Annotated in this window: 23 protein-coding genes; 14 read left to right on the plus strand and 9 right to left on the minus strand. The window is 72.7% G+C overall.

What is annotated here, in order from left to right:
* Positions 1-15: 15 nt before the first annotated feature.
* Together D9R02_RS06225 and D9R02_RS06230 are read right to left on the minus strand one after the other, a co-directional pair.
* The gene (locus D9R02_RS06225) at positions 16-939 is read right to left on the minus strand and encodes a metallophosphoesterase (protein ID WP_019310046.1); all 924 of its coding nucleotides are present in this window, start codon (positions 937-939) and stop codon (positions 16-18) included.
* Complete coding sequence (locus tag D9R02_RS06230; protein WP_019310047.1) at positions 936-3077, minus strand: transglycosylase domain-containing protein; 2142 nt, start codon at positions 3075-3077, stop codon at positions 936-938. The genes D9R02_RS06225 and D9R02_RS06230 overlap by 4 nt, the downstream gene beginning before the upstream one ends.
* A 118-nt stretch (positions 3078-3195) precedes the next feature.
* On the opposite strand from D9R02_RS06230, the gene D9R02_RS06235 reads away from it, so the two are divergent.
* The 3 genes from D9R02_RS06235 to D9R02_RS06245 are packed head-to-tail and all read left to right on the plus strand — an operon-like array spanning position 3196 to position 4806.
* Complete coding sequence (locus D9R02_RS06235) at positions 3196-3390, plus strand: DUF4177 domain-containing protein (RefSeq protein ID WP_019310048.1); 195 nt, start codon at positions 3196-3198, stop codon at positions 3388-3390.
* Positions 3391-3409: 19 nt separating this feature from the next.
* Positions 3410-3889 (plus strand): RidA family protein, encoded by a 480-nt coding sequence (locus D9R02_RS06240; protein WP_019310049.1) that lies wholly within the window; start codon positions 3410-3412, stop codon positions 3887-3889.
* A 2-nt stretch (positions 3890-3891) separates the two neighbouring features.
* Positions 3892-4806: an NUDIX hydrolase gene (locus D9R02_RS06245; protein ID WP_019310050.1), complete on the plus strand. Its 915-nt coding sequence runs from the start codon at positions 3892-3894 to the stop codon at positions 4804-4806.
* An 84-nt stretch (positions 4807-4890) separates the two neighbouring features.
* Here the strand turns inward: D9R02_RS06245 and D9R02_RS06250 are convergent, their stop codons facing one another.
* Positions 4891-5568: a Crp/Fnr family transcriptional regulator gene (locus tag D9R02_RS06250; RefSeq protein ID WP_019310051.1), complete on the minus strand. Its 678-nt coding sequence runs from the start codon at positions 5566-5568 to the stop codon at positions 4891-4893.
* 255 nt (positions 5569-5823) lie between these two features.
* On the opposite strand from D9R02_RS06250, the gene D9R02_RS06255 reads away from it, so the two are divergent.
* On the plus strand, positions 5824-7008 hold the full coding sequence (locus tag D9R02_RS06255; protein ID WP_121566555.1) for a MarP family serine protease: 1185 nt from the start codon (positions 5824-5826) through the stop codon (positions 7006-7008).
* 102 nt (positions 7009-7110) lie between these two features.
* On the opposite strand, the gene aroQ is transcribed toward D9R02_RS06255, so the two are convergent.
* The gene (aroQ, locus tag D9R02_RS06260; RefSeq protein ID WP_029603198.1) at positions 7111-7557 is read right to left on the minus strand and encodes a type II 3-dehydroquinate dehydratase; all 447 of its coding nucleotides are present in this window, start codon (positions 7555-7557) and stop codon (positions 7111-7113) included.
* A gap of 217 nt (positions 7558-7774) precedes the next feature.
* Positions 7775-9724, minus strand: coding sequence for an acetate--CoA ligase (acs, locus tag D9R02_RS06265; RefSeq protein WP_121566556.1), 1950 nt, complete (start codon positions 9722-9724; stop codon positions 7775-7777).
* 183 nt (positions 9725-9907) lie between these two features.
* Here acs and nth point away from each other — a divergent pair, with 183 nt between their 5' ends.
* Positions 9908-10771, plus strand: a complete 864-nt coding sequence (nth, locus tag D9R02_RS06270) for an endonuclease III (protein WP_121566557.1) — start codon at positions 9908-9910, stop codon at positions 10769-10771.
* An 11-nt stretch (positions 10772-10782) separates the two neighbouring features.
* A complete protein-coding gene (locus D9R02_RS06275; RefSeq protein WP_121566558.1) occupies positions 10783-11565 on the plus strand; it encodes an NUDIX hydrolase in 783 nt (260 codons plus the stop codon).
* A gap of 101 nt (positions 11566-11666) precedes the next feature.
* Here D9R02_RS06275 and D9R02_RS06280 read toward each other — a convergent pair whose 3' ends face one another.
* Positions 11667-13424 (minus strand): bifunctional 3'-5' exonuclease/DNA polymerase, encoded by a 1758-nt coding sequence (locus D9R02_RS06280; RefSeq protein ID WP_183085956.1) that lies wholly within the window; start codon positions 13422-13424, stop codon positions 11667-11669.
* Between the two features lie 166 nt (positions 13425-13590).
* A complete protein-coding gene (locus tag D9R02_RS06285) occupies positions 13591-14037 on the minus strand; it encodes an HD domain-containing protein (protein ID WP_121566560.1) in 447 nt (148 codons plus the stop codon).
* Between the two features lie 223 nt (positions 14038-14260).
* On the opposite strand from D9R02_RS06285, the gene D9R02_RS06290 reads away from it, so the two are divergent.
* A complete protein-coding gene (locus D9R02_RS06290) occupies positions 14261-14935 on the plus strand; it encodes an aminoacyl-tRNA hydrolase (protein ID WP_121566561.1) in 675 nt (224 codons plus the stop codon).
* Between the two features lie 36 nt (positions 14936-14971).
* On the opposite strand, the gene D9R02_RS06295 is transcribed toward D9R02_RS06290, so the two are convergent.
* A complete protein-coding gene (locus tag D9R02_RS06295) occupies positions 14972-15553 on the minus strand; it encodes a hypothetical protein (protein ID WP_121566562.1) in 582 nt (193 codons plus the stop codon).
* A gap of 171 nt (positions 15554-15724) precedes the next feature.
* On the opposite strand from D9R02_RS06295, the gene ssd reads away from it, so the two are divergent.
* The 7 genes from ssd (at position 15725) to D9R02_RS06330 (ending at position 21059) form a co-directional block, all read left to right on the plus strand.
* Positions 15725-16981, plus strand: coding sequence for a septum site-determining protein Ssd (gene ssd, locus D9R02_RS06300; protein ID WP_224764891.1), 1257 nt, complete (start codon positions 15725-15727; stop codon positions 16979-16981).
* Entirely contained in the window at positions 16978-18198 is a 1221-nt protein-coding gene (locus tag D9R02_RS06305) for a TadA family conjugal transfer-associated ATPase (RefSeq protein ID WP_259463919.1), read from the plus strand. The genes ssd and D9R02_RS06305 overlap by 4 nt, the downstream gene beginning before the upstream one ends.
* Positions 18195-18965: a type II secretion system F family protein gene (locus tag D9R02_RS06310; protein ID WP_259463920.1), complete on the plus strand. Its 771-nt coding sequence runs from the start codon at positions 18195-18197 to the stop codon at positions 18963-18965. The genes D9R02_RS06305 and D9R02_RS06310 overlap by 4 nt, the downstream gene beginning before the upstream one ends.
* Positions 18962-19567 carry a type II secretion system F family protein gene (locus tag D9R02_RS06315; protein WP_183085957.1) on the plus strand — a complete coding sequence of 202 codons (606 nt, stop codon included), beginning with the start codon at positions 18962-18964 and terminating at the stop codon, positions 19565-19567. The genes D9R02_RS06310 and D9R02_RS06315 overlap by 4 nt, the downstream gene beginning before the upstream one ends.
* A gap of 140 nt (positions 19568-19707) precedes the next feature.
* Positions 19708-20085, plus strand: a complete 378-nt coding sequence (locus tag D9R02_RS06320) for a DUF4244 domain-containing protein (protein ID WP_121566564.1) — start codon at positions 19708-19710, stop codon at positions 20083-20085.
* Positions 20086-20206: 121 nt separating this feature from the next.
* Entirely contained in the window at positions 20207-20704 is a 498-nt protein-coding gene (locus tag D9R02_RS06325) for a TadE family type IV pilus minor pilin (protein ID WP_121566565.1), read from the plus strand.
* Positions 20691-21059, plus strand: coding sequence for an Rv3654c family TadE-like protein (locus tag D9R02_RS06330; protein ID WP_121566566.1), 369 nt, complete (start codon positions 20691-20693; stop codon positions 21057-21059). Before D9R02_RS06325 ends, D9R02_RS06330 begins: the two co-directional genes overlap by 14 nt.
* Positions 21060-21250: 191 nt before the next feature.
* Here D9R02_RS06330 and D9R02_RS06335 read toward each other — a convergent pair whose 3' ends face one another.
* Positions 21251-23581, minus strand: a complete 2331-nt coding sequence (locus tag D9R02_RS06335) for a DEAD/DEAH box helicase (protein WP_039100629.1) — start codon at positions 23579-23581, stop codon at positions 21251-21253.
* Positions 23582-23754 lie beyond the last annotated feature (173 nt).

The following is a 23754-nucleotide window of genomic DNA, read 5'->3' on the forward strand; positions in this document are numbered from 1 at the left end:
GCCATGGGAAGTACCTCAGTCCGTGAGAGTGACCAGAACGGCTTGCGGCGGGCAGAAGAGCCGCACCGGGGCGAAGCGGGATTCCCCGAGTCCCTGGGAGATGTTCACGGGGACGCCCCGGTGCTCGATGAGCCCCTTGCAGATCGCCGGGTCCAGGTCGCAGTTGCTGACCAGCGCGCGACCCCCGGGCAGGCAGACCTGGCCGCCGTGGGTGTGTCCCGCGAAGACGATGTCCGCGCGGTCCGCGGCGAAGCGGTCCAGGGTCCGGAGGTACGGCGCGTGGGCCACCCCGATCCGCACGTCCGCGGGTGCCGGCTCGCCCTCGGGGAAACCGGGGTGGCGGTCGTAGTTCAGGTGGGGGTCGTCCACGCCGGAGAAGTCGAGGACCGCGCCGGCCACCTCCAGTCGCTGGGAGCGGTTGATGAGCCCCACCCAGCCGTGGGCGTCGAAGGCCCGGTGCATGTCCTCGGTGGGCAGCCGCGGCGCCTCGTCCTTCTTCTCGCTGGCCGTGGTGCGCCACAGGTAGCGCGCGGGGTTCTTGGGGCGCGGTGCGAAGTAGCAGTTGGACCCCGGGACGTACACGCCGGGGAAGCGGAACAGGGGCTCGAGGATCTCCAGCAGGTACGGCAGAGCCTTCATGTGGGAGAGGTTGTCCCCGGTGTCGACCACCAGGTCCGGCTCCAGTGCGGCCAGGGAGTGCACGAAGCGCTTCTTGGCCTCCTGCCCCGGAACGGTGTGCAGGTCAGAGATGTGCAGCACGCGCAGCGGCCGTGCGCCCCGCGGGAGGACGCGCACCGTCTCCTGCCGCAGCTGGAAGCGCCGACGCTCCACCAGGGAGGCCCAGGCCAGTGTGCCCGCTCCCGCGGCGAACAGGCCCGCCCCGGCCGCGGCGACGAATCGCGCGGCCGAGGCGGTGCCGGTCTCGGGTGTTGCGGTCACTTCGTGGTGGAGAGGACGCTGGCGGGCGGGTCCGAGAAGGGCGCCGTGCTGTAGCTGGGGGCCACGGCCTTCATGTAGTTCTGCCACTGGGCACCCGCGTAGGTGGCGCCGTCCACCCAGTCGGTGCCCGAGCCGCCGGTCTTGCCACCGATGTTCAGACCGTTGAGGGAGCGCGAGCCGTACTCGTAGTTGCCCACCCAGGACGCGGTGGACAGGCCCTTGGTGTAGCCGAGCATCCACGTCTGGGTGGAGTTGTCGGTGGTGCCCGTCTTGGCGGCGGACGCGTTCGGCAGCCCGATCCCGCGCTGGTACGCGGAGCCCTTCACGATCACCTGTTCCAGGACGTAGTTCACGCCCTGCGCCACTTCCTTCTTGATCACCTGCTCGCACTTGGTGGCCGGGACCTCGTAGTTCTTCCCGGTGCTGTCCGTGACCTTGGTGATGGCGCGCGGCTCGCACATCACGCCGTCGTTGGCGAACGCGGAGAACGCCCGGGCCATGGTCATGGGGGAGATGTCCGCAGAACCGCCCAGCAGGGAGGAGAGCACCGTGGTGTCCACGGGGTCCCCGGTCTTGCCGTCGTGGATGCCCAGGGCCTTGGTGATCTCACCGATCGCGCACAGGTCCAGGTCCGCGGCCATGGCGTACAGGGCGGAGTTGATGGAGTTGTAGATGCCGTAGTCCACGTCCATCACCTTGTTGTAGCCCGGTGTGGCGTTCTGGAAGGTCAGGCCCTCGCCGTTCGTCCCGGGCTCGATCTTGTACCCGTTGGGCAGGCACGAGGCCTTCCACTTGTAGTCCGCGGGGTAGTTCAGCTTCCGGGCGTCGATGCTGGCCTTGACGCCCTTGCCCGAGTTGATCCACTCGGCCAGGGTGAACGGCTTGAACGTGGAGCCCACCTGGAACCCGCCGGCGCCACCCATGGAACTGTCCACGTTGAAGTTGTACGTGGTGTTGGAGTCACCCTCCGCCGCGGAGTAGTTGGTGTTCTGCGCCATGGACACCACGTGGCCGTTGCTGGGCTCCAGGGAGACCAGGGCCGTGGAGACGTTGTCCGGGTTGTTGTCCTTGGGCTGGGTGGCGTTGACCTGCTCCTCCGCGGCCTTCTGGGCCTTGGGGTCCAGGGTGGTCTGGATGGTCAGTCCGCCGCGCTGCAGGGTGGCCAGTCGCTCGTCCGGGGTGGCCCCGTAGACGTCCGACTGCATGATCTCGTTCTCCACGTAGTCGCAGAAGTACGGTGCGGACTTCGCCGCGGAGCAGCCCGAGTTGGTGGGGTGCACGTCCAGGGTCATCGGCTCCTTGGCCGCCTTCTCACCCTCCGCCTGCGTGATGGCGCCGGTCTGCACCATGGTGTCCAGCACCACGTTGCGCCGCTGGGTGGAGGCCTCCGGGTTCACCTGGGGGTCGTAGTAGTTGGGGGACTGCACCATGCCGGCCAGGGTGGCGGACTGCGCGATGCTCAGCTTGGACGCGGGGATGCCCCAGTAGTACTGGGCGGCCGCCTCCACGCCGTAGTTGGAGCCGCCGAAGAGCACGATGTTCAGGTAGCCCTCGAGGATCTCGTCCTTGGACTTCTCCTGCTCCATGGACAGGGCGAGCTTGATCTCCTTGACCTTGTCCACCACGCCCTTGTCGGCGCCGATGGTGCTGGTCTCCTCGCCGTTGCGCACCTGCTGGTCGATGATGAGGTTGTTCACGTACTGCTGCGTGATGGTGGAGGCACCCTGCCGGGCGCTCGGGTTGACCAGGTTGTTGGCCATGGCACGGGCGATGCCCCACGGGTCCACGCCGCCGTGCTCGTAGAAGTCGCGGTCCTCGATGGAGATCAGCGCATCCACCATGTGCGGGGAGATCTCCTCCAGCGGCACGGGGTCACGGTTCTGGGCGAAGAACTTGGCCACCTCGGTGCCGTCCTTGGCCACCACGGTGGACGCCTGGGACACCGGGCCCGATTCCATCTCGGCGGGCAGGGACTTGAACCAGCCGATGGAGGCGTTGGCGGCCATTCCGGCGGCCGCGGCGGGGGGGATCAGGAGCCCGGCCACGACCACTCCGGCAACCACGGCAACCGCGATGAACGCGATGACGTTGCCCAGGACCGAGGTGGGCTCAGGGCCCGATGTGTTGCGTGATGCCATTGCGCCAGTCTACAAGCCGGGTCCGACCGCGGCGGTCCACCCGAGGTGCGGTTCGGCTGTGATGTCCCCGGCAGGCAGACCCGCGCGCGAGCACGTCCCGGCAAGTAGTGTGGTGGCCATGACCACTTGGGAATACGCAACCGTTCCGCTCATGATCCACGCCACCAAGCAGATCCTGGACAACTGGGGGGAGGACGGGTGGGAGCTCGTGACCGTGCTGCCCGGCACTCAGGCCGCGGACACGCCCGCGGGCAACATGACGGCGCCCGTGCAGACCAACCCGATCGCCTACTTCAAGCGTCCCAAGAACTGAGCGCGGGGAGGATCACACCATGAGTGAGGAAGTCGAAGCCAGGATCGCGCGGCTCGGACTCCAGCTGCCCGAGGTGGCCAAGCCCCTGGCGGCCTACGCCCCGGCCGTGGTGAGCGGCAACCACGTCTACACCGCGGGGCAGCTGCCCCTGGTGTCCGGTTCGCTGCCGGCCACCGGCGTGGTGAGCGACTCCGGCGCGGAGGGCACCGTGTCCCCCGAGCGCGCCGCGGAGCTCGCCGAGCGCTGCGCGCTCAACGCCATCGCGGCCGTGAAGTCGCAGATCGAGGACCTGGACCGGGTCCAGCGCATCGTGAAGGTCACGGGCTTCGTGGCCAGCGCCCCGGACTTCTACGGTCAGCCGGCCGTGGTGGACGGCGCCTCCACCCTGCTGGGCCGGGTCTTCGCCGGTGCCGGTGTGCACGCCCGCTCCGCCGTGGGTGTCAGCGTCCTGCCGCTGAACTCCCCGGTGGAGGTCGAGCTGATCGTCGAGTTCGCCTGAGCATGTCCGGGCACCGCGGCGGGGAGCGCATCTTCACCGTGCCCCCCGCCCACGCCAAGGCGGCCCGGGCGTGGCTGGACCGCGGGATCGGGCTCAACGGCTCCTCACCGCGGCACGGCGCGGCCACCGTCTTCGTGAGGGACGGAGACCGCGGGGTGGAGACCCTCATGCTGCACCGCCCCGGGCGGCAGGCCATGGGCACGCTGTCCTTCCCCGGCGGCATCACCGAGACCAGCGACGACGAACCCCTGGACTGGCGTGGGCCGTCCTCGGCGCAGTGGGCCCACAAGCTGCTCTCCGAGGACATCGGCCTGGCCCGGCGCAGCCTCGTGACGGCGGCACGCAAGACGTTCGTGGAGGCGGGAATCCTGTTCGCGGGCACACCCATGCACGGGGTGGCGGAGAACGTGGAGGGCGTGGACTGGATGCGCTCGCGCGAGCTGCTGGCCACGGAGGACATCTCGTTCGCGGACCTGCTGGCCAAGCGCAGCATGGCGTTCCACAGCGAGTGCCTGCGCCCCCTGTCCCACTGGGCCACCTCGGACTTCGTGCACCAGCGGCTGGACCTGCTGTTCTTCGCGGCCGCGGTGCCCGTGGGGCAGCGCCACTGCGCACTGGCCACCCAGCGCGGTCGGGCCTGGCTGGGATGGGTGGATGCCCGCGCACTGCTCGAGGACCCCTGGTCCACGGACGTGCCCGAGACGTTCCGGCAGCAGGCGGAGGACTCCGCGCGCAGCGACGACCCCTGGCACTTCGACCTGGAGGAGCTCACCACGCCGGGCGTGCGGTGCGCGGTGGAGGCCGTGGCCGAGGCGTCCTCCGCGGTGGCCTTCCTGGCGGCCCGGCGGGACATGCGCGTCAAGCGGCCGCGGCTGGACCTGCGGGACGGCGAACCCGTCCTCGTGCTCGACGGCTGAGACCCGTCCGCACACCGGGAACGGCGCAGAACGTGAGACGCCCGCGGCAGGTGCCGCGGGCGTCGTCGTGCTCCGGGGAACGGATCAGCGCGAGCGCTGCTTGAGGCGCTGCAGGTCCAGAATGACCACGGCGCGGGCTTCGAGACGGATCCAGCCGCGCTGGACGAACTCGGCCAGGGCCTTGTTCACGGTCTCGCGGGAGGCGCCGACCAGCTGGGCGAGCTCCTCCTGGGTGAGCTCGTGGGCCACCAGGATGCCGTCCGTGGCGGGGCGGCCGAAGCGGTCCGCGAGATCCAGCAGCGCCTTGGCCACGCGGCCGGGGACGTCCGAGAACACGAGGTCCGCGAGGTTCTCGTTGGTGCGGCGCAGCCGGCGGGCCAGCGCCTGGAGCAGCTGGGCGGAGACCTCGGGGGAGTGCTGGATGACCTTGCGCAGGTTCTCGTGCTTGAGCCCGGCCAGGCGGGTCTCGGAGACCGCGGTGGCGGACGTGGAACGGGGGCTGGGATCGAACAGCGCCATCTCGCCGAAGATCTCGCCCGGGCCCATCACGGCCACGAGGTTCTCGCGGCCGTCGCTCGCGGTGCGGCCGAGCTTGATCTTGCCGGAGACGATGAAGTAGAGCTGGTCGCCGGGATCGCCCTCGTGGAACAAGGTGGCGCCGCGGGAGAGATCCACCTCGGTGATCTCCTTGGTCAGAGCGGCGAACGCCTCGTCGTCCAGGGAAGCGAAAAGCGGAGCGCGGCGCAGGACGTCGGTATCCAAGGTAGATCTCCTCACGAAGAAGGGTGAGCCCGTGTGGGGGCCACGTGCTAGATGACGTTCCATCGTAACGAATTTCACACGGTCCGGGTCCAGCCCTCGGGTGGTGCTCAGAGTGAACGTTCAGGGAATTGTCGGGTTTCCGTCCCGGGCCCATTGCGCGGCGCCCGGATTCATGGTCTGCCCCGTCACCCACCGTATGCTCGACCCGACACGCACCAGCTCCCCGCGTGGCCCCCCCCACCTTTGAGGACCTTCATGACCCTGGCCCTGAACCTTCTGGACGTGCTGCTGATCGTCGTGCTCCTGGCGTACCTGATGGCCGGATACCGCCGGGGGTTCTTCCGGTCACTTGCCGCCATCCTCGGGCTGGTCCTGGGCGCCGTGCTCGCGTTCTGGGCCGGCCCCGTGGTGGCCTCGTACGTGGACCCGCAGTGGCAGATCCCCGCCGTGCTGCTCACGGTGCTCGTGCTGCTCGCGCTCGGGGAGTACCTGGGCACCGTGCTGGGCCGGACGCTGTCGGGGCTGCTGGAGAAATCCGGCGTGGGGCTGCTGGACCGGCTCGGGGGCGCGGTGCTCAACGTGGCGGTGGCGGCGCTGGTCATCTCCCTGCTCGGTTCTCTGGTGGGCCAGTTCGGCCTGCCCGCGCTGTCCCAGCAGGTGGCGTCCTCGCAGGTGCTGCGGGGCATCGAGCGGCTCACGCCGGACGCGGTGCGCCACGCCATGACCCAGACCCGCAACGCCGTCAGCGGTGCGCAGGGCATCCGCCAGCTGGACGAGCTGCTCTTCCCCACGGAGGCGGCGCCGGATCCCCAGGACACCCCCGACTCCCAGGTGGTCGCGGATGCCGGGCAGTCCGTGGTGCAGGTCTACGGCACGGCCGCCCAGTGCGCGCAGAACCAGACGGGCTCCGGGTTCGTGGCTCAGTCCGGCACCGTGGTCACCAACGCGCACGTGGTGGCCGGGGTGGACCAGCCGGTGGTGGAGACGCGCGACGGTCGCGTCTACCCGGCCCAGACGGTGCAGTACGACGCCGCCTCGGACCTCGCCGTGCTGCGCGTCCCCGACCTGCCGGAGGCCCCGCTCCCCATGCAGAGGGACGTGAACCCGGGGGAGACCGTGTCCTTCGCGGGGTACCCCCTGGGTGGCCCCTACACCCTGCGCCCGGCCACCATCCAGGGTGAGGCGGTGGCTCCCGTGCAGAACGTGACCACGGGCGAGACGCAGACGCGCAGCATCATCCAGATCGCCGGCAACGTGGAGCAGGGCAACTCGGGCGGTCCGCTGCTCGACGCCGACGGTCAGGTGGTGGGCGTCGTGTTCGCCAAGGCCGTGGAGGGCGAGGCCGGGTACGCCATTCCCGTGGACCGGGTCACCGAGATCCTCGCCTCGGCGGGTGACTCCACCGCTCCGGTGCCCACCGGCCAGTGCGTGGCGGGGTGAGTCCCTCCCCGGGGACGCGGGTCGATCGGGAGCAGTGAGCACGCCGCCGCCGGTGGAGCGGGCGCGCTGAGCACGCTGTGACAGGGCGGGGCTGCGGTGCCCTCAGCCGATCCCGAGGTTTCGGGCCACCACGTCCACGGCCAGCTCGTACCCGAGCACCCCGGCCCCGGCGATCACGGCCGTGGCCTGCGGTGAGACGAACGAGGTGTGCCGGAACGCCTCCCGACGGTGGACGTTGGAGATGTGCACCTCCACGACCGGCATCTCGCACATCTCCAGCGCGTCGTGGACGGCCACGGAGTAGTGGGTCAGGGCGGCGGGGTTGATCACGATGCCGCAGGCCTCCGTGCGCGCCCGCTGGATCCAGTCCACGAGCTGGCCCTCCCAGTTGGACTGCTCGAACACGACCTCCAGGCCGTAGCTCTGCGCCCTGGCGCGCACGTTCGTCTCCACGTCCGCGAGCGTGGTGCTCCCGTAGATCTCGGGCTTGCGCGTCCCCAGTGTGTTCAGGTTGGGGCCGTTGAGGACGTGGATCGGCAGCTCGCTCATGCCCCCATTCAAGCGCATCGGCCCCGCACACCTCGCCACGGACGCACGACGCCGCGGTGCCTCTCCCGGGCAGATCGCGCGGGCCTTTCCTCTGGCGGGCGCCGCCCGGGCGTCCGGCGGTCTCCGCCGCGGGGCCCGCGCCATGGACGACGCCGCCGCGGTGCCTCCCGTGGGGAAGGCGCCGCGGCGGCGTCGTGAACGCGGTGGTGCCGGTGGGCTACTTGGTGCCGAGCGAGTCCACGATCTGCTGCATGACCGTCTGGTCCGCGAGCGTGGAGACGTCCCCCACGGGGCGGTCCTCGGCGACGTCCTTGAGCAGACGGCGCATGATCTTGCCCGAGCGGGTCTTGGGCAGCTCGGGGACGATCAGCACCTTCTTGGGCTTGGCGATCGGGGAGATATCCCGGCCCACGTGGGCGCGGATCTCCTCGGCGAGCTCGGCGGCGTCCCGGTTCTCGGCGGTGGCCTGGTCCGAGAGGATCACGAACGCGAACACGGCCTGGCCCGTGGTCTCGTCCTTGGCGCCCACCACGGCGGCCTCGGCCACGGACGGGTGGGAGACCAGCGCGGACTCGATCTCGGGGGTGGACAGGCGGTGGCCGGAGACGTTCATGACGTCGTCCACGCGGCCCAGGATCCACACGTCCCCGTCCGCGTCCCGCTTGGCGCCGTCACCGGCGAAGTACTTGTCCCCGAACTGGCCCCAGTAGGTGTTCACGAAGCGCTCGTCGTCGCCCCAGATGGTGCGCAGCATGGACGGCCACGGCTTGCGGACCACCAGGAAGCCGTCGGTCTCGTTGGGGAGGGAGGTGCCGGCGTCGTCCACCACGTCCACGGCGATGCCCGGCAGTGGCACCTGCGCGGAGCCCGGCTTGGCGTGGGTGACACCGGGCAGCGGGGAGATCATCATGGCGCCGGTCTCGGTCTGCCACCAGGTGTCCACGATGGGGCAGCGCCCGCCGCCGATCACGCGGTGGAACCAGGTCCACGCCTCGGGGTTGATGGCCTCGCCCACGGTGCCCAGCAGGCGCAGGGAGCTGAGGTCCCACTCGCCGGGGATGTCCTCGCCCCACTTCATCATGGTGCGGATGGCGGTGGGGGACGTGTAGAGGATGCTCACGCCGTACTTCTGCACGATCTCCCAGAACCGGCCGCGGTGCGGGGAGTCCGGGGTGCCCTCGTAGATCACCTGGGTGGCGCCGTTCACGAGCGGCGCGTAGGTGATGTAGGTGTGGCCCGTGACCCACCCGACGTCCGCGGTGCACCAGTAGACGTCCGTCTCCGGCTTGAGGTCGAACACGTTCTTGTGGGTGAACGCCGCCTGCGTGAGGTAGCCGCCGGTGGTGTGCAGGATGCCCTTGGGCTTGCCGGTGGTGCCGGAGGTGTACAGGATGAACAGCGGGTCCTCGGCGTTCTGCTCCGAGGGCGTGTGCTCGGTGGAGGCGTTCTCGGTGACCTCGTGCCACCACACGTCACGGCCGTCCTGGAACGCGACGTCCTCGCCGTTGCGCTTGACCACCACCACGTGCTGGACGGAGCTCCCGCCCTTCTCCAGGGCGGCGTCCACGGCGGGCTTCAGGGTGGTGGGCTTGCCGCGGCGGTAGGAGCCGTCCGCGGTGACCACGAGCTTGGCCTCGCCGTCCTCGATGCGCGAGCGCAGGGCGTCCGCGGAGAAGCCGCCGAAGACCACCGAGTGGATCGCTCCGATGCGCGCGCACGCGAGCATGGTGATCACGGCCTCCGCGATCATGGGCAGGTACACGGCCACGCGGTCGCCCTTGCCCACGCCGAGCGCCTCGAACGCGTTCGCGGCCTTGGAGACCTCGTCCTTGAGCTGCGCGTAGGTGTAGGACGCGCTGTCCCCGGGCTCGCCCTCGAAGTACAGGGCCACGCGGTCACCGTTGCCGGCCTCCACATGGCGGTCCACGGCGTTGTACGCGGCGTTGAGGGTGCCGTCCTGGAACCACTTGGCGAAGGGCGGGTTGGACCAGTCCAGCACCTCGGTGAACGGGGTGGACCACGTGAGCAGGTCGCGGGCCTGGTCCGCCCAGAACTCCTCGCCCTGCTCCTCGGCCCGCGCGTACAGCTCCTCGGTGGCGTTGGCCTGGGCGGCGAACTCCTCGCTCGGGGCGAAGGTCTTCGGCTGGGCTGCGGGATCCGGGGTCATGGTGCTCCTTCACTGGGGCCGGTGCGCGCCGCTCGCGCGGGCGCGTGGTGCAGTTCACATTCTCCCGCTCAGCCTAGTGGAACCGCGCGGGCGCGCTCCATCGTGTGCGGGCGCATGTCGGGCGCGTTCCGTGCTGTTCGGGCGGGTTTGACCCCTGTCACGGGGCGCACCATGATCGAGGGCATGGAGACCCCCGCCGCAGCCGAGCACGTGCGCTTCGTCCCGGCGAGGCAGGCGGAGCAGGCGGCCGCGCGGCGTCGGCGTGCCGGGAGCGAGACGGCCCTGTCCCGGACGCGGCGGGCACGGCGCATCCAGCGGATCCTCGCGCAGACGTACCCCTACGCCGTGGCGGAGCTGGACTTCGACGACGCCTGGCAGCTGCTCGTGGCCACCGTCCTGTCCGCGCAGACCACCGACATCCGCGTCAACGCGGTCACCCCGGGGCTGTTCGCCGCGTACCCCGGCCCGCGCGAGCTGGCCGAGGCGCCCGGCGAGGACGTCCAGGAGATGGTGCGCTCCCTCGGCTTCTACCGCTCCAAGGCGCGATCCATCCAGGCCCTGGCCACGCGCATTGTGGACGAGTACGACGGCGCCGTGCCCGGCACGCTCGCAGAGCTCGTGACCCTGCCCGGTGTGGGGCGCAAGACGGCGAACGTGGTGCTCGGCAACGCGTTCGGGGTGCCCGGCATCACCGTGGACACCCACTTCGGGCGGCTCGCCCGCAGGCTGGGGTGGAGCACCCAGGACGATCCGGTGGAGGTCGAGGCGGACGTGGCCGCGCTGTTCCCTCCCGCGCTGTGGACCGAGCTGTCCCACGAGCTGATCTACCACGGACGGCGGATCTGCCACTCGCGCCGGCCCGCGTGCGGGGTGTGCCCGGTGGCTGACCTGTGCCCCTCCTACGGCGAGGGCCCCACGGTCCCGGAGGCGGCGCGCAAGCTGCTCGGCTACGAACTGAAACCCGGCCGCGAGAACCTGCTGGCCGGGTTCATGGCAGGACGCACCCGGCGGCAGCTGCGCGCCGAGGGACACACGCTCAGCGCGTGAGAGGACGGACGATGACCACTTCCCAGGCCCAGCCGGGCAGCCCGCGCGAGCAGCTCGTGGAGCTTGCGCGCCACGGCGACTCCGTGGTCATGCACGACCGCGAGCCGTGGCGGATCGGGCAGCTGGACGAGAACTTCCGGCACTCGGCGGTGCTCATCCTCTTCGGCGCGCTGGACAGTGTGCCCTCCGCCTATGCCGAGCACGCTGAGGGTCCCGGGCGGGATCTGGACGTGCTGCTGGTGCAGCGTGCCTCCACCCTGCGGGCGCATCCCGGCCAGGTGGCCTTTCCGGGCGGGCGCCTCGACCCGCCCGACGGCGAACCCGGAACCACCCTGGAGACCCCCGGCGGGACCGTGAGCGCCCCGCACGTGCGCGCGGCGCTGCGCGAGGCCCACGAGGAGACCGGTGTGGACCCGGACGGCGTGGAGGTGCTCGGAGCGCTGCACGAGGTGCCGCTGCCCGTGAGCAACCACCTGGTGACCCCCGTGATCGGGTGGTGGCGCAGCCAGTCGCCCGTGGACGTGGTGGACCACGCCGAGTCCTCCCTGGTGTTCCGCGTGCCGGTGCTGGACCTCATCAACCCCGCCCACCGCTACTACGCCACCGTGACCCGGGGGAACCAGACCTACAAGTCCCCGGCGTTCGACGTCTCCGTGGCCGGGGTCCCCGAGACCGTGACCGTATGGGGCTTCACCGGCGTGGTGTTGGACCGCGTGCTCGAGTGGCTCGGGTGGTCCGTGGAGTGGGACCGCTCGGTGAAGCGGCCGGCGCCGGGGATGGGGCCGAAGACGTAGGGCCAGGCCGGGGTGCGTGAGCTCGCTGTGGGTGGTGACCTGGTCGCGGAGGCCGCGTCTGGGCTGGGCGGTCATTCCGTCGTGCCGGTGAGGCAGCGCCTCTACTTCGCGTCCGCGTATGAAGTCACCACGGTCGTGGCCACCGGGACCTCCACCGGCACCGTGCCGAACACCGTGTGCACCGCCTGCTCCGCGGCATGCTCCACGATCTGCTGCACCCGGTCCGCGTGCTGCTCGGCGCAGTGCACCATGACCTCGTCGTGGAGGAAGAACACGAGTTCCGCATCCACGTCCGCGCTGTGCAGGCCCTGCCGGATGTGGCCGAGCCATGCGAGTGCCCACTCCGCAGCCGAGCCCTGGACCACGAAGTTGCGGGAGAACCGGCCGTGGCTGCGGGACGCCTGCGCGGCGCGGCGCTCGCCGGCCTGCGTGTCCGTGGCGCGCTGCACCTCGAACCACTCCGGGCCCGGCGCGGGGGACCAGCGGCCCAGGTAGGTGCACACCTGCTGGCCGAGCTCGCCCACGCGCGCGGCGTGCTCCACGTAGCCCACGGCCCGCGGGAACATGCGGGTCAGCTGCGGCATGAACCGTCCGCCCGCCCCGGACGTCGCGCCGTACATGGCCCCCAGCAGCGCGAGTTTCGCGTGGGAGCGCTCGGTGAGCTCGGAACCCCGGGCCTGGCCCTGCTCCGCGATGGCGGTGTAGAGGTCGCGGCCGCGCGAGGCCTCGGCCAGGGCGTCGTCGCGCGCGAGGATGGCGAGCACGCGGGGTTCGAGCTGAGCGGCGTCCGCGACGACGAGCACGTGCCCGGGGTCCGCGCGCACCGCGTCCCGGATGTACTTGGGGATCTGCAGGGCACCCCCGCCGCGCGCCGCCCACCGGCCGGTGACGACGCCCCCCACCACGTACTCGGGGTGGAAACGGCCCTCCTGGACCCAGGTGCCCAGCCAGTGCCACCCGGTGGCGGAGAAGACGCGGGAGAGCTTCTTGTACTCGAGCACCGGGGCCACGGTGGCCACGCGCTGCTCCTGCGGCTGACCGTTGACGAGCGTCCAGTCCTGGAGCTTGAACGCGCGGGTGGTGTCCACGTCCACCCCGGCGTTGCGCAGGGCCTTGAGCAGCTCCACGGGTGAGTCCGGGTTCAGGGTGGGAGCGGCCAGCGCGGTGCGGACCTCCTGCGCGAGCTCCTGCATCCGGGCGGGGCGCTCCTCACCTGCCGGACGCGGGCCGAGCATGTCCTCCAGGATCTGCTCGTGCACCGCGGGGTTCCACGGGATGCCCCGGTGGCGCATGTCCGCGGCCACGAGCGCCCCCTGGGACTCGAGGCTCAGCAGCCGTTCGAGACGCTGCGGGTTCCGGGCCGTGGTACACGCGCTGGTCTGGGCCGCGAGTTCGGCATTCAGCTCCGCGACCCCCGGTCCGTGCTCCTCCGCCACCGCGAACAGCGATCCCTGGTTGCTCGCCGGCGCGGGCGACCGGGGCCCGGGGACGTGCCGGGGGTCCGCCGGTTCGAGGACGGGGTGGTAGACGAGGGGTCGGGGTTCCCCGGCGTCGTCGGGCGCGCCCGAGCCCGGGGCGGTGGAGGCCGTGGCCAGGATGGTGGCGCACAGTCCCAGGTCTCGGCACCGCGTGACCCACACCCCCGCGGCGCACAGCAGCGCGGCGGGCACGGAGGTGTCCTGCCAGGTCCACACCGGGGGCTGGACGCCCGCGCGGGCGGCCGCCTCCTCCCGCTGGGCGACGACGCCGGGCAGCTCGCCGTCCGAGACCGTGAGTTCCTGCCCCGCGCGCTCGCCGTTGGCGGAGACCACCTGCAGGACCCAGGTCCCGGGCTCGGCGGCGGCCACCACGATGTGCATGGGGTTCATTATGGGCCGGGGCTCCGACAGCGGCGGGCCGCGGCGCCGAGCTACCGCCCCGCCAGGCCTCTGCGGGGGCAGGTGTTTACGGGTTAGGCGGCGGACGGGCAGCAGAACAGGCGGACGCGCCACGGTTCTTTGGCGGACTCACCCGGCGGCGAGCACCTCACCCGGCCGCGAGCACCTCCCGGGCGTGGGCGTACTTGCGGACCAGGCGGGCGCGGGTGTCCTCGTCCAGCAGGGCCGTGCGGGCGGGGTCCGTGTTGTCGTCCAGGTCCGCCTGCTTCACGGCGCGCGCCAGGGGGTGGGCGGCCACCCGCCGGTCGTAGTCGTCGCCGTCCTCACCCGGCCGCCGGGTCATGGCGTCCACCCCGGCAACGACGTCCTCGGTGAAGTCCTCGCGAAGGTCGTCGAGCGTCACCCCGGTGTCCTCCACGACGTCGTGCAGCCACGCCACCACCTGTGCGGCGTCCTGCTGGCCCGCGGCCGCGTAGTGGTGCACCCGCTGCGCGACGCGGCGCGGGTGGTCGATGTAGTCCGCCCCGCTCTTGTCCGTCTGGCCCTGGTGCGCCCGGGTGGCGATGTCCCTGGCGCGGTCCGTGAGAGTGCTCATGGCTCCTCCTGCATGCCGGGCGGGAGCGGTGAGTGCTGCGCCGTGGCCGGGGAACCGCCCACGCGTTCTTTCTGCCAGCACGTCCCGTCCCGCTGATGCCTCCAGGTCTACCGGATGGCCAGGACACGCATAAGCGACGGCGGCTGCTCCTGAAGCCGGGACGTGCGGGCCAGGCGGAGCGGGCGGCGTCGTGCTCCGCGGGGTCGGTGGGAGACTGGGCGGCATGACGAGCGAGGCGAACGAGGAGCAGGACGTGCCTTGGGCCATGCAGCTGGTGGTGCACCGGGACAAGGCCAACCCGGCACGCGAGGTGGACGTGGCGGAGGCGGCCGCGAGCGCCGTCGTCACCCTGCTGGCCGACGAGCGCAGCGCCCCCGGCGGGCCCTGGCACGAGGCCGTGCGGACCTGGCGGGACGTGCAGATCCGCAAGCTCGTGCGCCGCGCGGACGGCAAGCGCTGGGAGGACGTCCAGTCCCTGCCCGGCGTCACGGTGGTTCGCACCGGCTTGGACGACGACGCCGCGGCCGCCGTGCGCGCGTTCGTCCCGGCCCCGGTGCGCCCCCTGCCGAGAGAACTGCACAAGCTGCAGGTGTCCGGAACGCAGTTCCCGGCGGGAGGCGCGTCACGGACCGAGGACGCCGTGGTGACCGTGGAGGTGGCGCCGGGGCTGGGGATTTCCAGCGGCAAGCTCGCGGCCCAGTGTGGTCACGCCGCGCAGCTCGCGTGGGAGGACATGCCCGCCGACGTGCGGGAACGTTGGCGGGCGGATGACTACCGCGTGAGGGTGGTGTTCCCCTCGGAGCGGGAGTGGACCGGGACGCGACGGCCGGTGACGGTCACGGACTCCGGGCTGACCGAGCTGGACGGGCCCACGGACACCACGCGGGCGTGGTGGTGAGCAGAGTCGCCCTCGCCCTGTGAGGCGGACGCCCCTCTAGAGGGTGTGTGTCGGCCCGGCGGTGTGGGACGGGGCCTGTGTCTGGAGGGATTCCTGGTGCAGATCGTTCAGGAACTCGCGGAGGATCCGTTCGCTGCGACCCCAGTCCGAGACCACGAACGGCACGACCGGACGGCACGTGGCCTCCACCTCGGAGCCTCCGTCGGAGGACGGGCGGATGGCGAAGCGCAGGCGCTCGCCCCACGTCCGGAACGAGGGCCCCGTTGTTGCCGTGCCGCCGTGAGCCGCGAGTGTCCGCAGCCCCAGCTCTTCATTGCGCTGGCACACCCGCTCCACCAGTCCCGGCACGTCCTCGGCAGGGACATCCAGATGGGCCCGGCCCTGGCAGCGGGCACCGTGGACCGTGAGTTCCCACCCCTCGTCCCGGCGAACGCCGGGGCGCCAGGACACCACGCTGAAGATGGCCGCAGACACGCCCGCCACCACGGCCGCGGCCACGAGGATCGGGGCGAACTCGCCGCTCGCCCAGCGGAAGAGGAGCACCACGAGCCCCACGTAGGCGAACCAGAGGGCCAGGGCGCCGACGACTGACGCACGGGTGACGGGCTTGATGTCCATCACCTCATGGTTGCCGTCCGAGCCAGCGGAGGCAATGGACCTTCGGCCAGAGCTCTCGGCGCGCGGCGGGGTCACTGCACAGCCCGTCCCGCCCTGACCGGCAGTTGGCGACGCTCCCCAATCGGGAGGCGGCCCGGTCGGTGGGTGTGGCGGGAACGCCACCGTGGGGGCATGACCACCGCACACATGACCGCCCCGGGCGCTCCCACCGCAGCCAGTCCGCGCCGAGCTCGTCGCGCCGCCGGCGCGGCTCCGGAGGCCGTCGGACCGCCCCGGGGAGCCGCCGGATCGACGTCGGTGGACCGGTTCACCGGGGACGAGCGAGTGGGCCACGGGCCCGCCTCGTGGGACGGGCCCATCGCGCCCCGCCAGTGGGGGCGCACCCGGTCGGCCCCTGCCCCGTCACGGCAGGATCGCGGGCGCGGCGTCCGCCTGCTCACCAGCTGCCCGGACCTCGCGGAGGCCGTGGAGGCGGTGTGCATCGGCGCCGCGGTACCTCTCACGGTCGAGGGCGGGGAGACGGGGGTGCGAGCGTCGTCGGACGTGGTGCTCGTGGACGCCTGCTGGGAGGGGGAGGCCGTGCCACCGGGAGTGGTGGTCGTGGCGCTCGCCGAGCACGGCGACGCGTGGGACGTCGCGGCACGGCGCGGGGCGTCCGCCGTGGTGGTGCTGCCGCAGGCCGCCGCGTGGCTGGCCGAACTGATCTCCCGCTCCGTGGACGCGGAGGTGCCGCGGGCGCTCGGGCGGGTGTACGGCGTCGTCGGGGCCACCGGAGGGGTCGGCGCGTCCACCGTGGCGAGCTGGCTCGCGGGGCACTTCGCCGCGCAGGGCCACGGGACCGCCCTGGTGGACGGGGATCCGCTGGGTGCGGGACTGGACCTCGTGCTCGGTGAGGAGGGCACGGACGGGCTGCGCTGGCCCGAGCTGAACCAGTTCTCCGGCGCCGTGGCCGCGGACCAGCTGTGGGCCGCCATGCCGCGTGTGGAGTCGCTGCGCTACCTCTCGTGGGACCGCCGCGCCACGCACGCGGAGACGGTGCCCGCGGCCACGGTCGTCGCGGCACTGCGCGGGGCCGCGGCGGTGCAGGTCGTGGACCTCTCCCGCGCGGACCTCGAACGCCAGGCCCGCTGGTGCGACGCCGTGCTGGTGCTGACCCCGCGCACGGTGCGCGGTGTGCTTGCGGCCGAGCACACCGTGGCCCGCTGCGGTGCGGTGCCCGCGCTCACCGCGCTCACGGGCATCAACGTCGCGGACCTCGAACCGCGCGTCCTCGCCGACGCCACCGGGGTGCCGTGCGCCGCCACGATCGCCTTCGATGCGCGCGTGCCCCAGCACCTGGACGACGGCACCGTGCTGCGCCGCGGCCGGACCGCCAAGCACGCCAAGACGGTTGCGGCGCTCGCCCGGGCCCTGGAGGAGCTGTCGTGACCGCGGTGTCCAGCCGCACGAGCCACGACCGTGCCAGGGCCGCCGACGCCGCCGGGAGCGCCACCGAGCTCGACGACGCGTTCGTGGAGCAGGTGCGTGAACGGCTGCTCGCCGAGGGCGGCGCCATCACGGACACCCGGATCGCCACCGCCGTGCGGGAGATCGGGCGGGTGCTCGGCGCCGTGGGCTCGGTTCGCGCGGCCCAGCACGTCAAGGCGCAGCTGACCGGCCTGGGCCCGCTCGAACCCCTGCTGCCCGCCTCCGGGCTGAGCGATCTCTACGTCAACGGCCACGAGAACGTGTTCGTGGAGACCCTGGAGGGGATCCGGCGAGTGACCTCCCCGTTCACGGGCGAGGCGCAGCTGCGGGCGCTCGCCGTGCGGCTCGTGACGGCCGCCGGGCGACGGCTGGACGACGGCCACCCCTGCGTGGACGTGCAGACCGCCGCCGGTCTGCGCGTGCACGCCGTGATCCCGCCCGTGTCCACCGGCGGAACGCTGCTGTCCATCCGGTTCCGGGCGCCGCAGCGGCTGTCCCTGGCGGACCTCGTGGCCTCCGGCACGGTCCACCCCTTCATGGCGGACGTGCTCACCGACGCCATGGCGGCCGGAGCGAACCTCATGATCAGCGGGGCCACCGGCTCCGGGAAGACCACGGTGCTCTCCGCGCTGCTGTCCCAGTGCCCGCCCGAGCAGCGGATCGTGCTGGTGGAGGACGCCGCCGAGCTGAACCCGGAGCACCCGCACGTGGTGGGCCTGCAGTCCCGCCAGGAGAACGTGGAGGGCGCCGGGTCCGTGGACCTCTCCGAGCTCGTGCGCCAGGCCCTGCGGATGCGCCCGGACTGGCTCGTGGTGGGGGAGTGCCGCGGTGCGGAGGTGCGGGACCTGCTGACGGCGCTGAACACCGGGCACCGCGGAGCGGGCACGGTCCACTCGAACTCGGCCCGGTCGGTGCCCGCGCGGCTCGCCGCGCTCGGGTCCCTGGCGGGGCTCAGCCGCGAGGCCGTGGACCTGCAGGCGGCCAGCGCCCTGGACCTCGTGGCCCACGTGGACCGCACACCCGCCGGGCGCCGACTGAGCGAGGTGTGCGTCCTGGCACTGGAAGACGGTGTGCTGCGCACCCTGCCCGCGCTGACCACCACGGACGGCCACCCGGTCCAGGGCCCCGGATGGCCCAGGCTGGCCCAGCTGCTCGCCCGCGGTCGGGAGCTGTCGTGACGGCCGCCGTGCTCGCGGGTGGCCTGGTGCTCGCCGCCCTGCTCCTCGGCACAGGTACTGCCACCCCCGCCGGCCGGCTGAGGTCGGCAGGTGTTCTGTCCCCGCCGCGCGCGGGCGCGACGCCGCGCTCGCGGCTGCCGGCGAGGTGGCGGCGCCGGGACCGTGCCACCGAGGCCATGCGCTGGGTCACCACGGTGCGCCGCCTGGCCGCGCTGCTGCACGCCGGGCGGGCGCCGTCCACGGTGTTCGCGGAGATCTCTCCCGGCGCCACCGCAGCCGATCCCACATCCCGGTGGAAAGCCCGGGTGTGCCAGGAGGTGCACGCCGCGGCCCTCGTGGGCATTCCGGTCTCGAGGACGCTCGGTCAGTTCGCCCGCAGGCCCGCCCCCGTGGGGGACCGCATGCTCGGCGCCACGGCGCGCTCGGTGTGCGCCCAGCTCTCGGCGTGCTGGGAGATCTCGGAGCGCTCCGGCTCCTCACTCGCCCAAACACTCTCCGGGGTCGCGGAGTCCCTCGAATCGCAGCTGGACGCCCAAGCCGCCCGCGAGAGCGCCCTGGCCGGGCCCCGCGTCACCGTGCGCACCCTGTCTTGGCTGCCCGTCCTGGCCCTGGGGCTCGGAGTGCTCATGGGCACGGATCCCGTGACCACCCTGCTCACCACCGTGTGGGGCCGGATCGCGCTCGCCGCCGGGGCCGGGCTGAGCATCGCGGGCCGCCTGTGGACGCGCAGCCTCCTGCATCGCGCCGAGGCGGTGAACGGATCATGATGGCCGCCGCCCTTGCGGGCCTGCTCGCCGCCGCAGCCCTGCTGCTGTGGATGTCACCGGGCGCGTTCGGTGTCCGCTCACGCGGGCCGGGCCGACGACGCCGCGCGGCCGGCGGTTCCGCCCCGCGCCGTGCTCGTCCGGGGCCGGGGGACCACTCGTTTCCCGCTCTGCCCGCCGCCGCTCTCGTCGAGCTCACGGCGTGCCAGCTGGATGCGGGGCTGCCCCTCGCCGAGGCAGTGGGGGTCCTGGCGGACAGCAGCGCGGGACGCCCGTACCCGGCACTGTCCCGGGCGGCCGCCGCCCTGCGGCTCGGTCTCTCGTGGGAGACGGCGTGGCCGCACGAGAAGACGCTGCCCCAGGAGATCCAGGACTACCGCGACGCCCTCGAGTTCACGGCCACCTCGGCCACGGCTTCCGCCTCCGTGCTGCGCGGGCAGGCGGAGCTGGTGCGCCGCGCCGAGTACCGCCGGGCGGAGCGCGCCGCCGAAGCCCTCGCGGTGAAGCTCGTGCTTCCCCTCGGCCTGTGCTTCCTGCCCGCGTTCATGTGCTGGGGCGTGGTGCCCGTGCTCATGGGCCTGCTGCCCAGGGCGTTCGGCTCATGACCGCCCGGCACATCCACCTGGTTTCTCGGGCGCGGGGACCGCCCGCTCGCGTGTGTGCGCGGCCCATTGCGCGCGCCCACCACACCCCTTTTCGCATCCTGCATCGCACACCACCGTTCCACCCACCGAAGGAGACCCACATGTCCACGCTCACCTGCGCTTCCGCCACTCCCGCCACCTCGACCCCCGAGCACGACGACGCCGCCCACCTCGCGGACGTGCCGCCGCGGGCCGTGCCGGTCACCGAGCCGACGTCCGGGCCAGACACCGAGGCCCCTGCCGAGGTCACGGACCCGTCGCAGCACCCGGTCGAGGACGCGGGGGACGACACGAACCCCGACGTCTCCGATCTCGCCTGCCTGGACCAGGACGACCCCGACCTCGGGGCGTCCACCGCGGAGTACGCGGTCATCGTGCTGGCCGCCGCCGCGTTCGGCGGGGTCATGGCCGCGGTGCTCTCCTCGGACTCCGTGTCCGGGATGCTGCTCGGGATCATCCAGAAGGCCCTGGCCATCTGAGATGCCGCCGACGCCACAGAGCGCGGGGTGCTCGTCGCAACGGGCGGACGCCCCGCGCTCCGGTGGGTCGGTGCAACGGAGACCGGGCTGCCGAATCACCCACCACCCGTCAGGAGGAACCATGATCGACCGGAGCAGAGCTCGTCCAGACCACACCGACCCGGACCGGGGTGCGGTGACCGTGGAGACCGCCGTCATCATGCCCGCCCTGGTGCTGCTGCTCGCGGTCCTGCTCGCCGCGGCCGCCGCCGGGATGACCACCGTCCGCTACGAGGAGGCGGCCCGGGCGTCCGCCCGTGCTGCCGCGCGGGGCGAGAACACTGCGGTGGTGGAGCGCACCGCGCGGGAGATCGCGGGTGAGTCCGCGAGCGTCGTCGTCGGGGCCGCTGCCGGCCGCGTGACGGTGGCCGTGAGCGGACCCGCCCCCGGAATCCTGGGGCAGTGGAGCAGCTGGAGGCTCGACGCGGACGCGAGTGCCGCGGTGGAGAGCACCGCGGGCGCGCCGTCGGATGACGGGGCGGGCGGAGCCGGGGAGCGCGGGCAGGAGAGCGGCGAGAACGGACCCGGTGGCAACGAGCCCGCCACAGACCAGGACGGAGCCGGTGATGGGGGACCGTGACGAGGGTTCCGGGACGGTGCACGGGCTCACCCTCGCGGCGGTGCTGTGCACGCTGCTGATCGCGCTGCTTCTCGTGGCGCAGGCGGGGATCGCCACCCACCGGGCCGCCAAGGCCGCGGACCTGGCGGCGCTCGCGGCCGCGGACGTCGCCCGCGGACTCAGCACTGGCATCCCGTGCGAGACCGCCCAGGCGGTGGCCCGGGAGAACGGTGCGGACGCCGTCGAGTGCGCGGTGCTGGCCCCGGAGAACACCACGGTGGACGTCACCGCGACCATTGACCTGCCGTCGCCGCTGACTCCGCTTGGCCCGGCGCGCGGGGTGTCCCGCGCCGGGCCGCCGCCGGGGGAGCCGTGATGGTCACGACCCGGGGGAAGCGCCCAGGGTCTCCGGGGCCGGGCGGACACGGATGGAACTGGTCGGCGTCGCGGGAGGAGGGCCACCGGCGGCAGGAGTCCCCGTCCGCCCTCGCCCGCACGGAGACCGCACGGGGCGCCGACTCCGTGGAGGGTGGGCACCTCGCCCGCCCTTGCCCGCGCGGAGGCCGCTCAGGGTGCGAAGCGCAGCACCCCGTGGAGCAGCTTCAGGGCTCCGGCCTTGTCCAGCGGGTTGTTGCGGTTGCCGCACTTGGGGGACTGCACGCAGGACGGGCAGCCGGACTCGCACTCGCACTGGGCGATCGCGTCCCGGGTGGCGGCCACCCACGTGCGGAACATGTCGTAGCCGCGTTCAGCGAAGCCCGCGCCGCCGGGGTGGCCGTCGTGCACGAAGATCGTGGGCAGCTCGGTGTCCACGTGCAGCGCGGTGGACAGCCCGCCCACGTCCCACCGGTCGCACGAGGCCAGCAGCGGCAGCAGCCCGATCATGGCGTGCTCCGCGGCGTGCAGGGCTCCGGGGATGTCCGGCTCCTCGATGCCCATGGCGGCCAGCTGAGGCCCGGACACCGTGAACCACGTGGCCACCGTGGACAGCTGCCGCGGTGGCAGCTCCAGGGGTTCTTCGCCCGCCACCTCGTTGGAGGCCACAAGCTTGCGCTGGTAGCTGATCACCTGCGTGGTCACGTCCACGGCACCGCGGTGGACGGTCACGGGACCCCACTGCATGGAGTCCGCCACCGAGTCCACCCGCACCTCGGTCACGTCCCGCGCGACCGTGTAGAAGTCCGGGAACGCCCGTCGCACGGCCGCCACGTGCAGCTCCTCGTCCAGCTCGTCCACCAGGTAGGTCCTGCCCTGGTGCACGTACACCGCCCCGGGGTGTGCCTGGTAGTGGGACTGCGGCGCGCCCATCGTGCCCAGCACGGTTCCCGTGTCCGAGTCGATGATCTGCACCGGTCCGCCGTCCCCGGAACGGATCGAGACCATGCCCGCGGGCTGCTCAGAGCGGGTCCAGAACCAACCGGACGGGCGGCGCCGCAGGTGGCCCGCCGCGGTGAGGGAGTCCACCACGTCCCGGGCCGTGGGCCCGAAGCGCTCCAGCTCCTCGGGGCGCAGCGGCAGCTCGGCGGCCGCCGCGCACAGATGGGGTGCCAGCACGTACGGGTTGGACGCCTCGAACACCGTGGCCTCCACGGGGACGTCGAAGATCGCCTCGGGGTGGTTCACCAGGTACCCGTCCAGGGGGTCGTCCCCGGCGATCAGCGCCGCGAGCGCCTGCTGCCCGGACCGCCCGGCCCGGCCGATCTGCTGCAGGAACGAGGCCCGGGTGCCCGGCCACCCGGCCACGAGCACGGCGTCCAGGCCCGCGATGTCGATCCCCAGCTCCAGCGCGGAGGTGCTGGCCACCCCGAGCAGCCGCCCGTCCCGCAGCTGCTGCTCCAGCTCTCGCCGCTCCTCCGGGAGGAAACCGGAGCGGTACGCCGCCACCCGGTGGCCGAGGGAGGGGTCCACCTCTTCCAGCTGCCGGTGGGCGGCCTGCGCGATCGTCTCCGCGCCGCGCCGGGAGCGGATGAACGCGATGGTGCGCACCTGGCGCAGCACCAGATCGGTGAGCATGTCCGAGGCCTCGGCGGTGACCGTGCGGCGTCGTGGGGCGCCATTGTCCGAGCCCCCGGGAGACTGCTCGGGCTCCCACAGCACCACCGTGCGGGAGCCGTGGGGAGAGGTGTCCTCGGTGACCGCCGTGACGTCCTCGGGAGGGCAGCCGATGAGCTTGGCGAAGGACTCCTGCGGGGAGGCACTCGTCGCGGACGCCCCGATGAACCGCGGGGACGCCCCGTAGTGCGCCGCGATCCGCGCGAGCCGGCGCAGCACCACCGCCACGTGGGAGCCGAAGACACCGCGGTAGGAGTGGGCCTCGTCGATGATCACGTAGCGCAGCCGCCGCAGGAACCGGGACCACCCGGCGTGGTTCGGAAGGACCCCGTGGTGGAGCATGTCCGGGTTGCACAGGATCACGTCCGCGTGCTCGCGGATCCAGCGGCGCTCGCCGGGATCGGTGTCCCCGTCGTACGTGGCGGCCCGGAGGTCGTCGAACCCCAGGGAGCGCAGGGACGTGAGCTGGTCCGCGGCGAGCGCCTTGGTGGGGGAGAGGTAGAGGGCGGTGGCCTCGTCCGGGTGGTGGAGCATCCCGGGGCGCTCGGCCACGGCCAGGCGGCCGCGGTGCACGGCGTCCACCACGAGGGACTGGTAGACGAGCGACTTGCCGGAGGCGGTGCCGGTGGCCACGATCGCGTGCCGCGGGGCGGTCAGCGCGGCCACCTGGTGTGCGTAGGGCTCGTGGATGCCCAGCCGCTCGTAGGCGGCCACCACGTCCGGGTGCAGCCAGTCCGGCCACGGGGCGTGGACCGGGGCGCGCTCGGGAATCTCCCGGACGTGGCGCACCTGCTCGGGGCGCGGTCCGCGGCCGAGCAGGTCCACCATCTCCTGGGAGGTCGTCATCCCGTCATTGTCACTCACCCGGTGAGGGGCCACGAACGAGCTGCCCCGCTCCCGGGGGCGGCTGGCGGCCCGCACCGCCGCCGCACCGAACTGCCGCCGCCCCACACCCCGGCCGTACCGCGCGCCGGCCACACCGCACCTCGGCCGCGCGCGGTACGGCCGGGGTGTGGGGC

The organism is Kocuria rhizophila (genome assembly GCF_003667225.1).
Lineage (GTDB): Bacteria > Actinomycetota > Actinomycetes > Actinomycetales > Micrococcaceae > Kocuria > Kocuria rhizophila.

What these genes read in the sequence shown, in the direction of transcription:
- D9R02_RS06230 (WP_019310047.1), bottom strand. Translation starts at nt 3,077, where the DNA reads ATGGCATCACGCAACACATCGGGCCCTGAGCCCACCTCGGTCCTGGGC.
- D9R02_RS06235 (WP_019310048.1), top strand. Translation starts at nt 3,196, where the DNA reads ATGACCACTTGGGAATACGCAACCGTTCCGCTCATGATCCACGCCACC.
- D9R02_RS06240 (WP_019310049.1), top strand. Translation starts at nt 3,410, where the DNA reads ATGAGTGAGGAAGTCGAAGCCAGGATCGCGCGGCTCGGACTCCAGCTG.
- D9R02_RS06245 (WP_019310050.1), top strand. Translation starts at nt 3,892, where the DNA reads ATGTCCGGGCACCGCGGCGGGGAGCGCATCTTCACCGTGCCCCCCGCC.
- D9R02_RS06255 (WP_121566555.1), top strand. Translation starts at nt 5,824, where the DNA reads ATGACCCTGGCCCTGAACCTTCTGGACGTGCTGCTGATCGTCGTGCTC.
- aroQ (WP_029603198.1), bottom strand. Translation starts at nt 7,557, where the DNA reads ATGAGCGAGCTGCCGATCCACGTCCTCAACGGCCCCAACCTGAACACA.
- acs (WP_121566556.1), bottom strand. Translation starts at nt 9,724, where the DNA reads ATGACCCCGGATCCCGCAGCCCAGCCGAAGACCTTCGCCCCGAGCGAG.
- nth (WP_121566557.1), top strand. Translation starts at nt 9,908, where the DNA reads ATGGAGACCCCCGCCGCAGCCGAGCACGTGCGCTTCGTCCCGGCGAGG.
- D9R02_RS06275 (WP_121566558.1), top strand. Translation starts at nt 10,783, where the DNA reads ATGACCACTTCCCAGGCCCAGCCGGGCAGCCCGCGCGAGCAGCTCGTG.
- D9R02_RS06280 (WP_183085956.1), bottom strand. Translation starts at nt 13,424, where the DNA reads ATGCACATCGTGGTGGCCGCCGCCGAGCCCGGGACCTGGGTCCTGCAG.
- D9R02_RS06285 (WP_121566560.1), bottom strand. Translation starts at nt 14,037, where the DNA reads ATGAGCACTCTCACGGACCGCGCCAGGGACATCGCCACCCGGGCGCAC.
- D9R02_RS06290 (WP_121566561.1), top strand. Translation starts at nt 14,261, where the DNA reads ATGACGAGCGAGGCGAACGAGGAGCAGGACGTGCCTTGGGCCATGCAG.
- D9R02_RS06295 (WP_121566562.1), bottom strand. Translation starts at nt 15,553, where the DNA reads ATGGACATCAAGCCCGTCACCCGTGCGTCAGTCGTCGGCGCCCTGGCC.
- ssd (WP_224764891.1), top strand. Translation starts at nt 15,725, where the DNA reads ATGACCACCGCACACATGACCGCCCCGGGCGCTCCCACCGCAGCCAGT.
- D9R02_RS06315 (WP_183085957.1), top strand. Translation starts at nt 18,962, where the DNA reads ATGATGGCCGCCGCCCTTGCGGGCCTGCTCGCCGCCGCAGCCCTGCTG.
- D9R02_RS06320 (WP_121566564.1), top strand. Translation starts at nt 19,708, where the DNA reads ATGTCCACGCTCACCTGCGCTTCCGCCACTCCCGCCACCTCGACCCCC.
- D9R02_RS06325 (WP_121566565.1), top strand. Translation starts at nt 20,207, where the DNA reads ATGATCGACCGGAGCAGAGCTCGTCCAGACCACACCGACCCGGACCGG.
- D9R02_RS06330 (WP_121566566.1), top strand. Translation starts at nt 20,691, where the DNA reads ATGGGGGACCGTGACGAGGGTTCCGGGACGGTGCACGGGCTCACCCTC.
- D9R02_RS06335 (WP_039100629.1), bottom strand. Translation starts at nt 23,581, where the DNA reads ATGACGACCTCCCAGGAGATGGTGGACCTGCTCGGCCGCGGACCGCGC.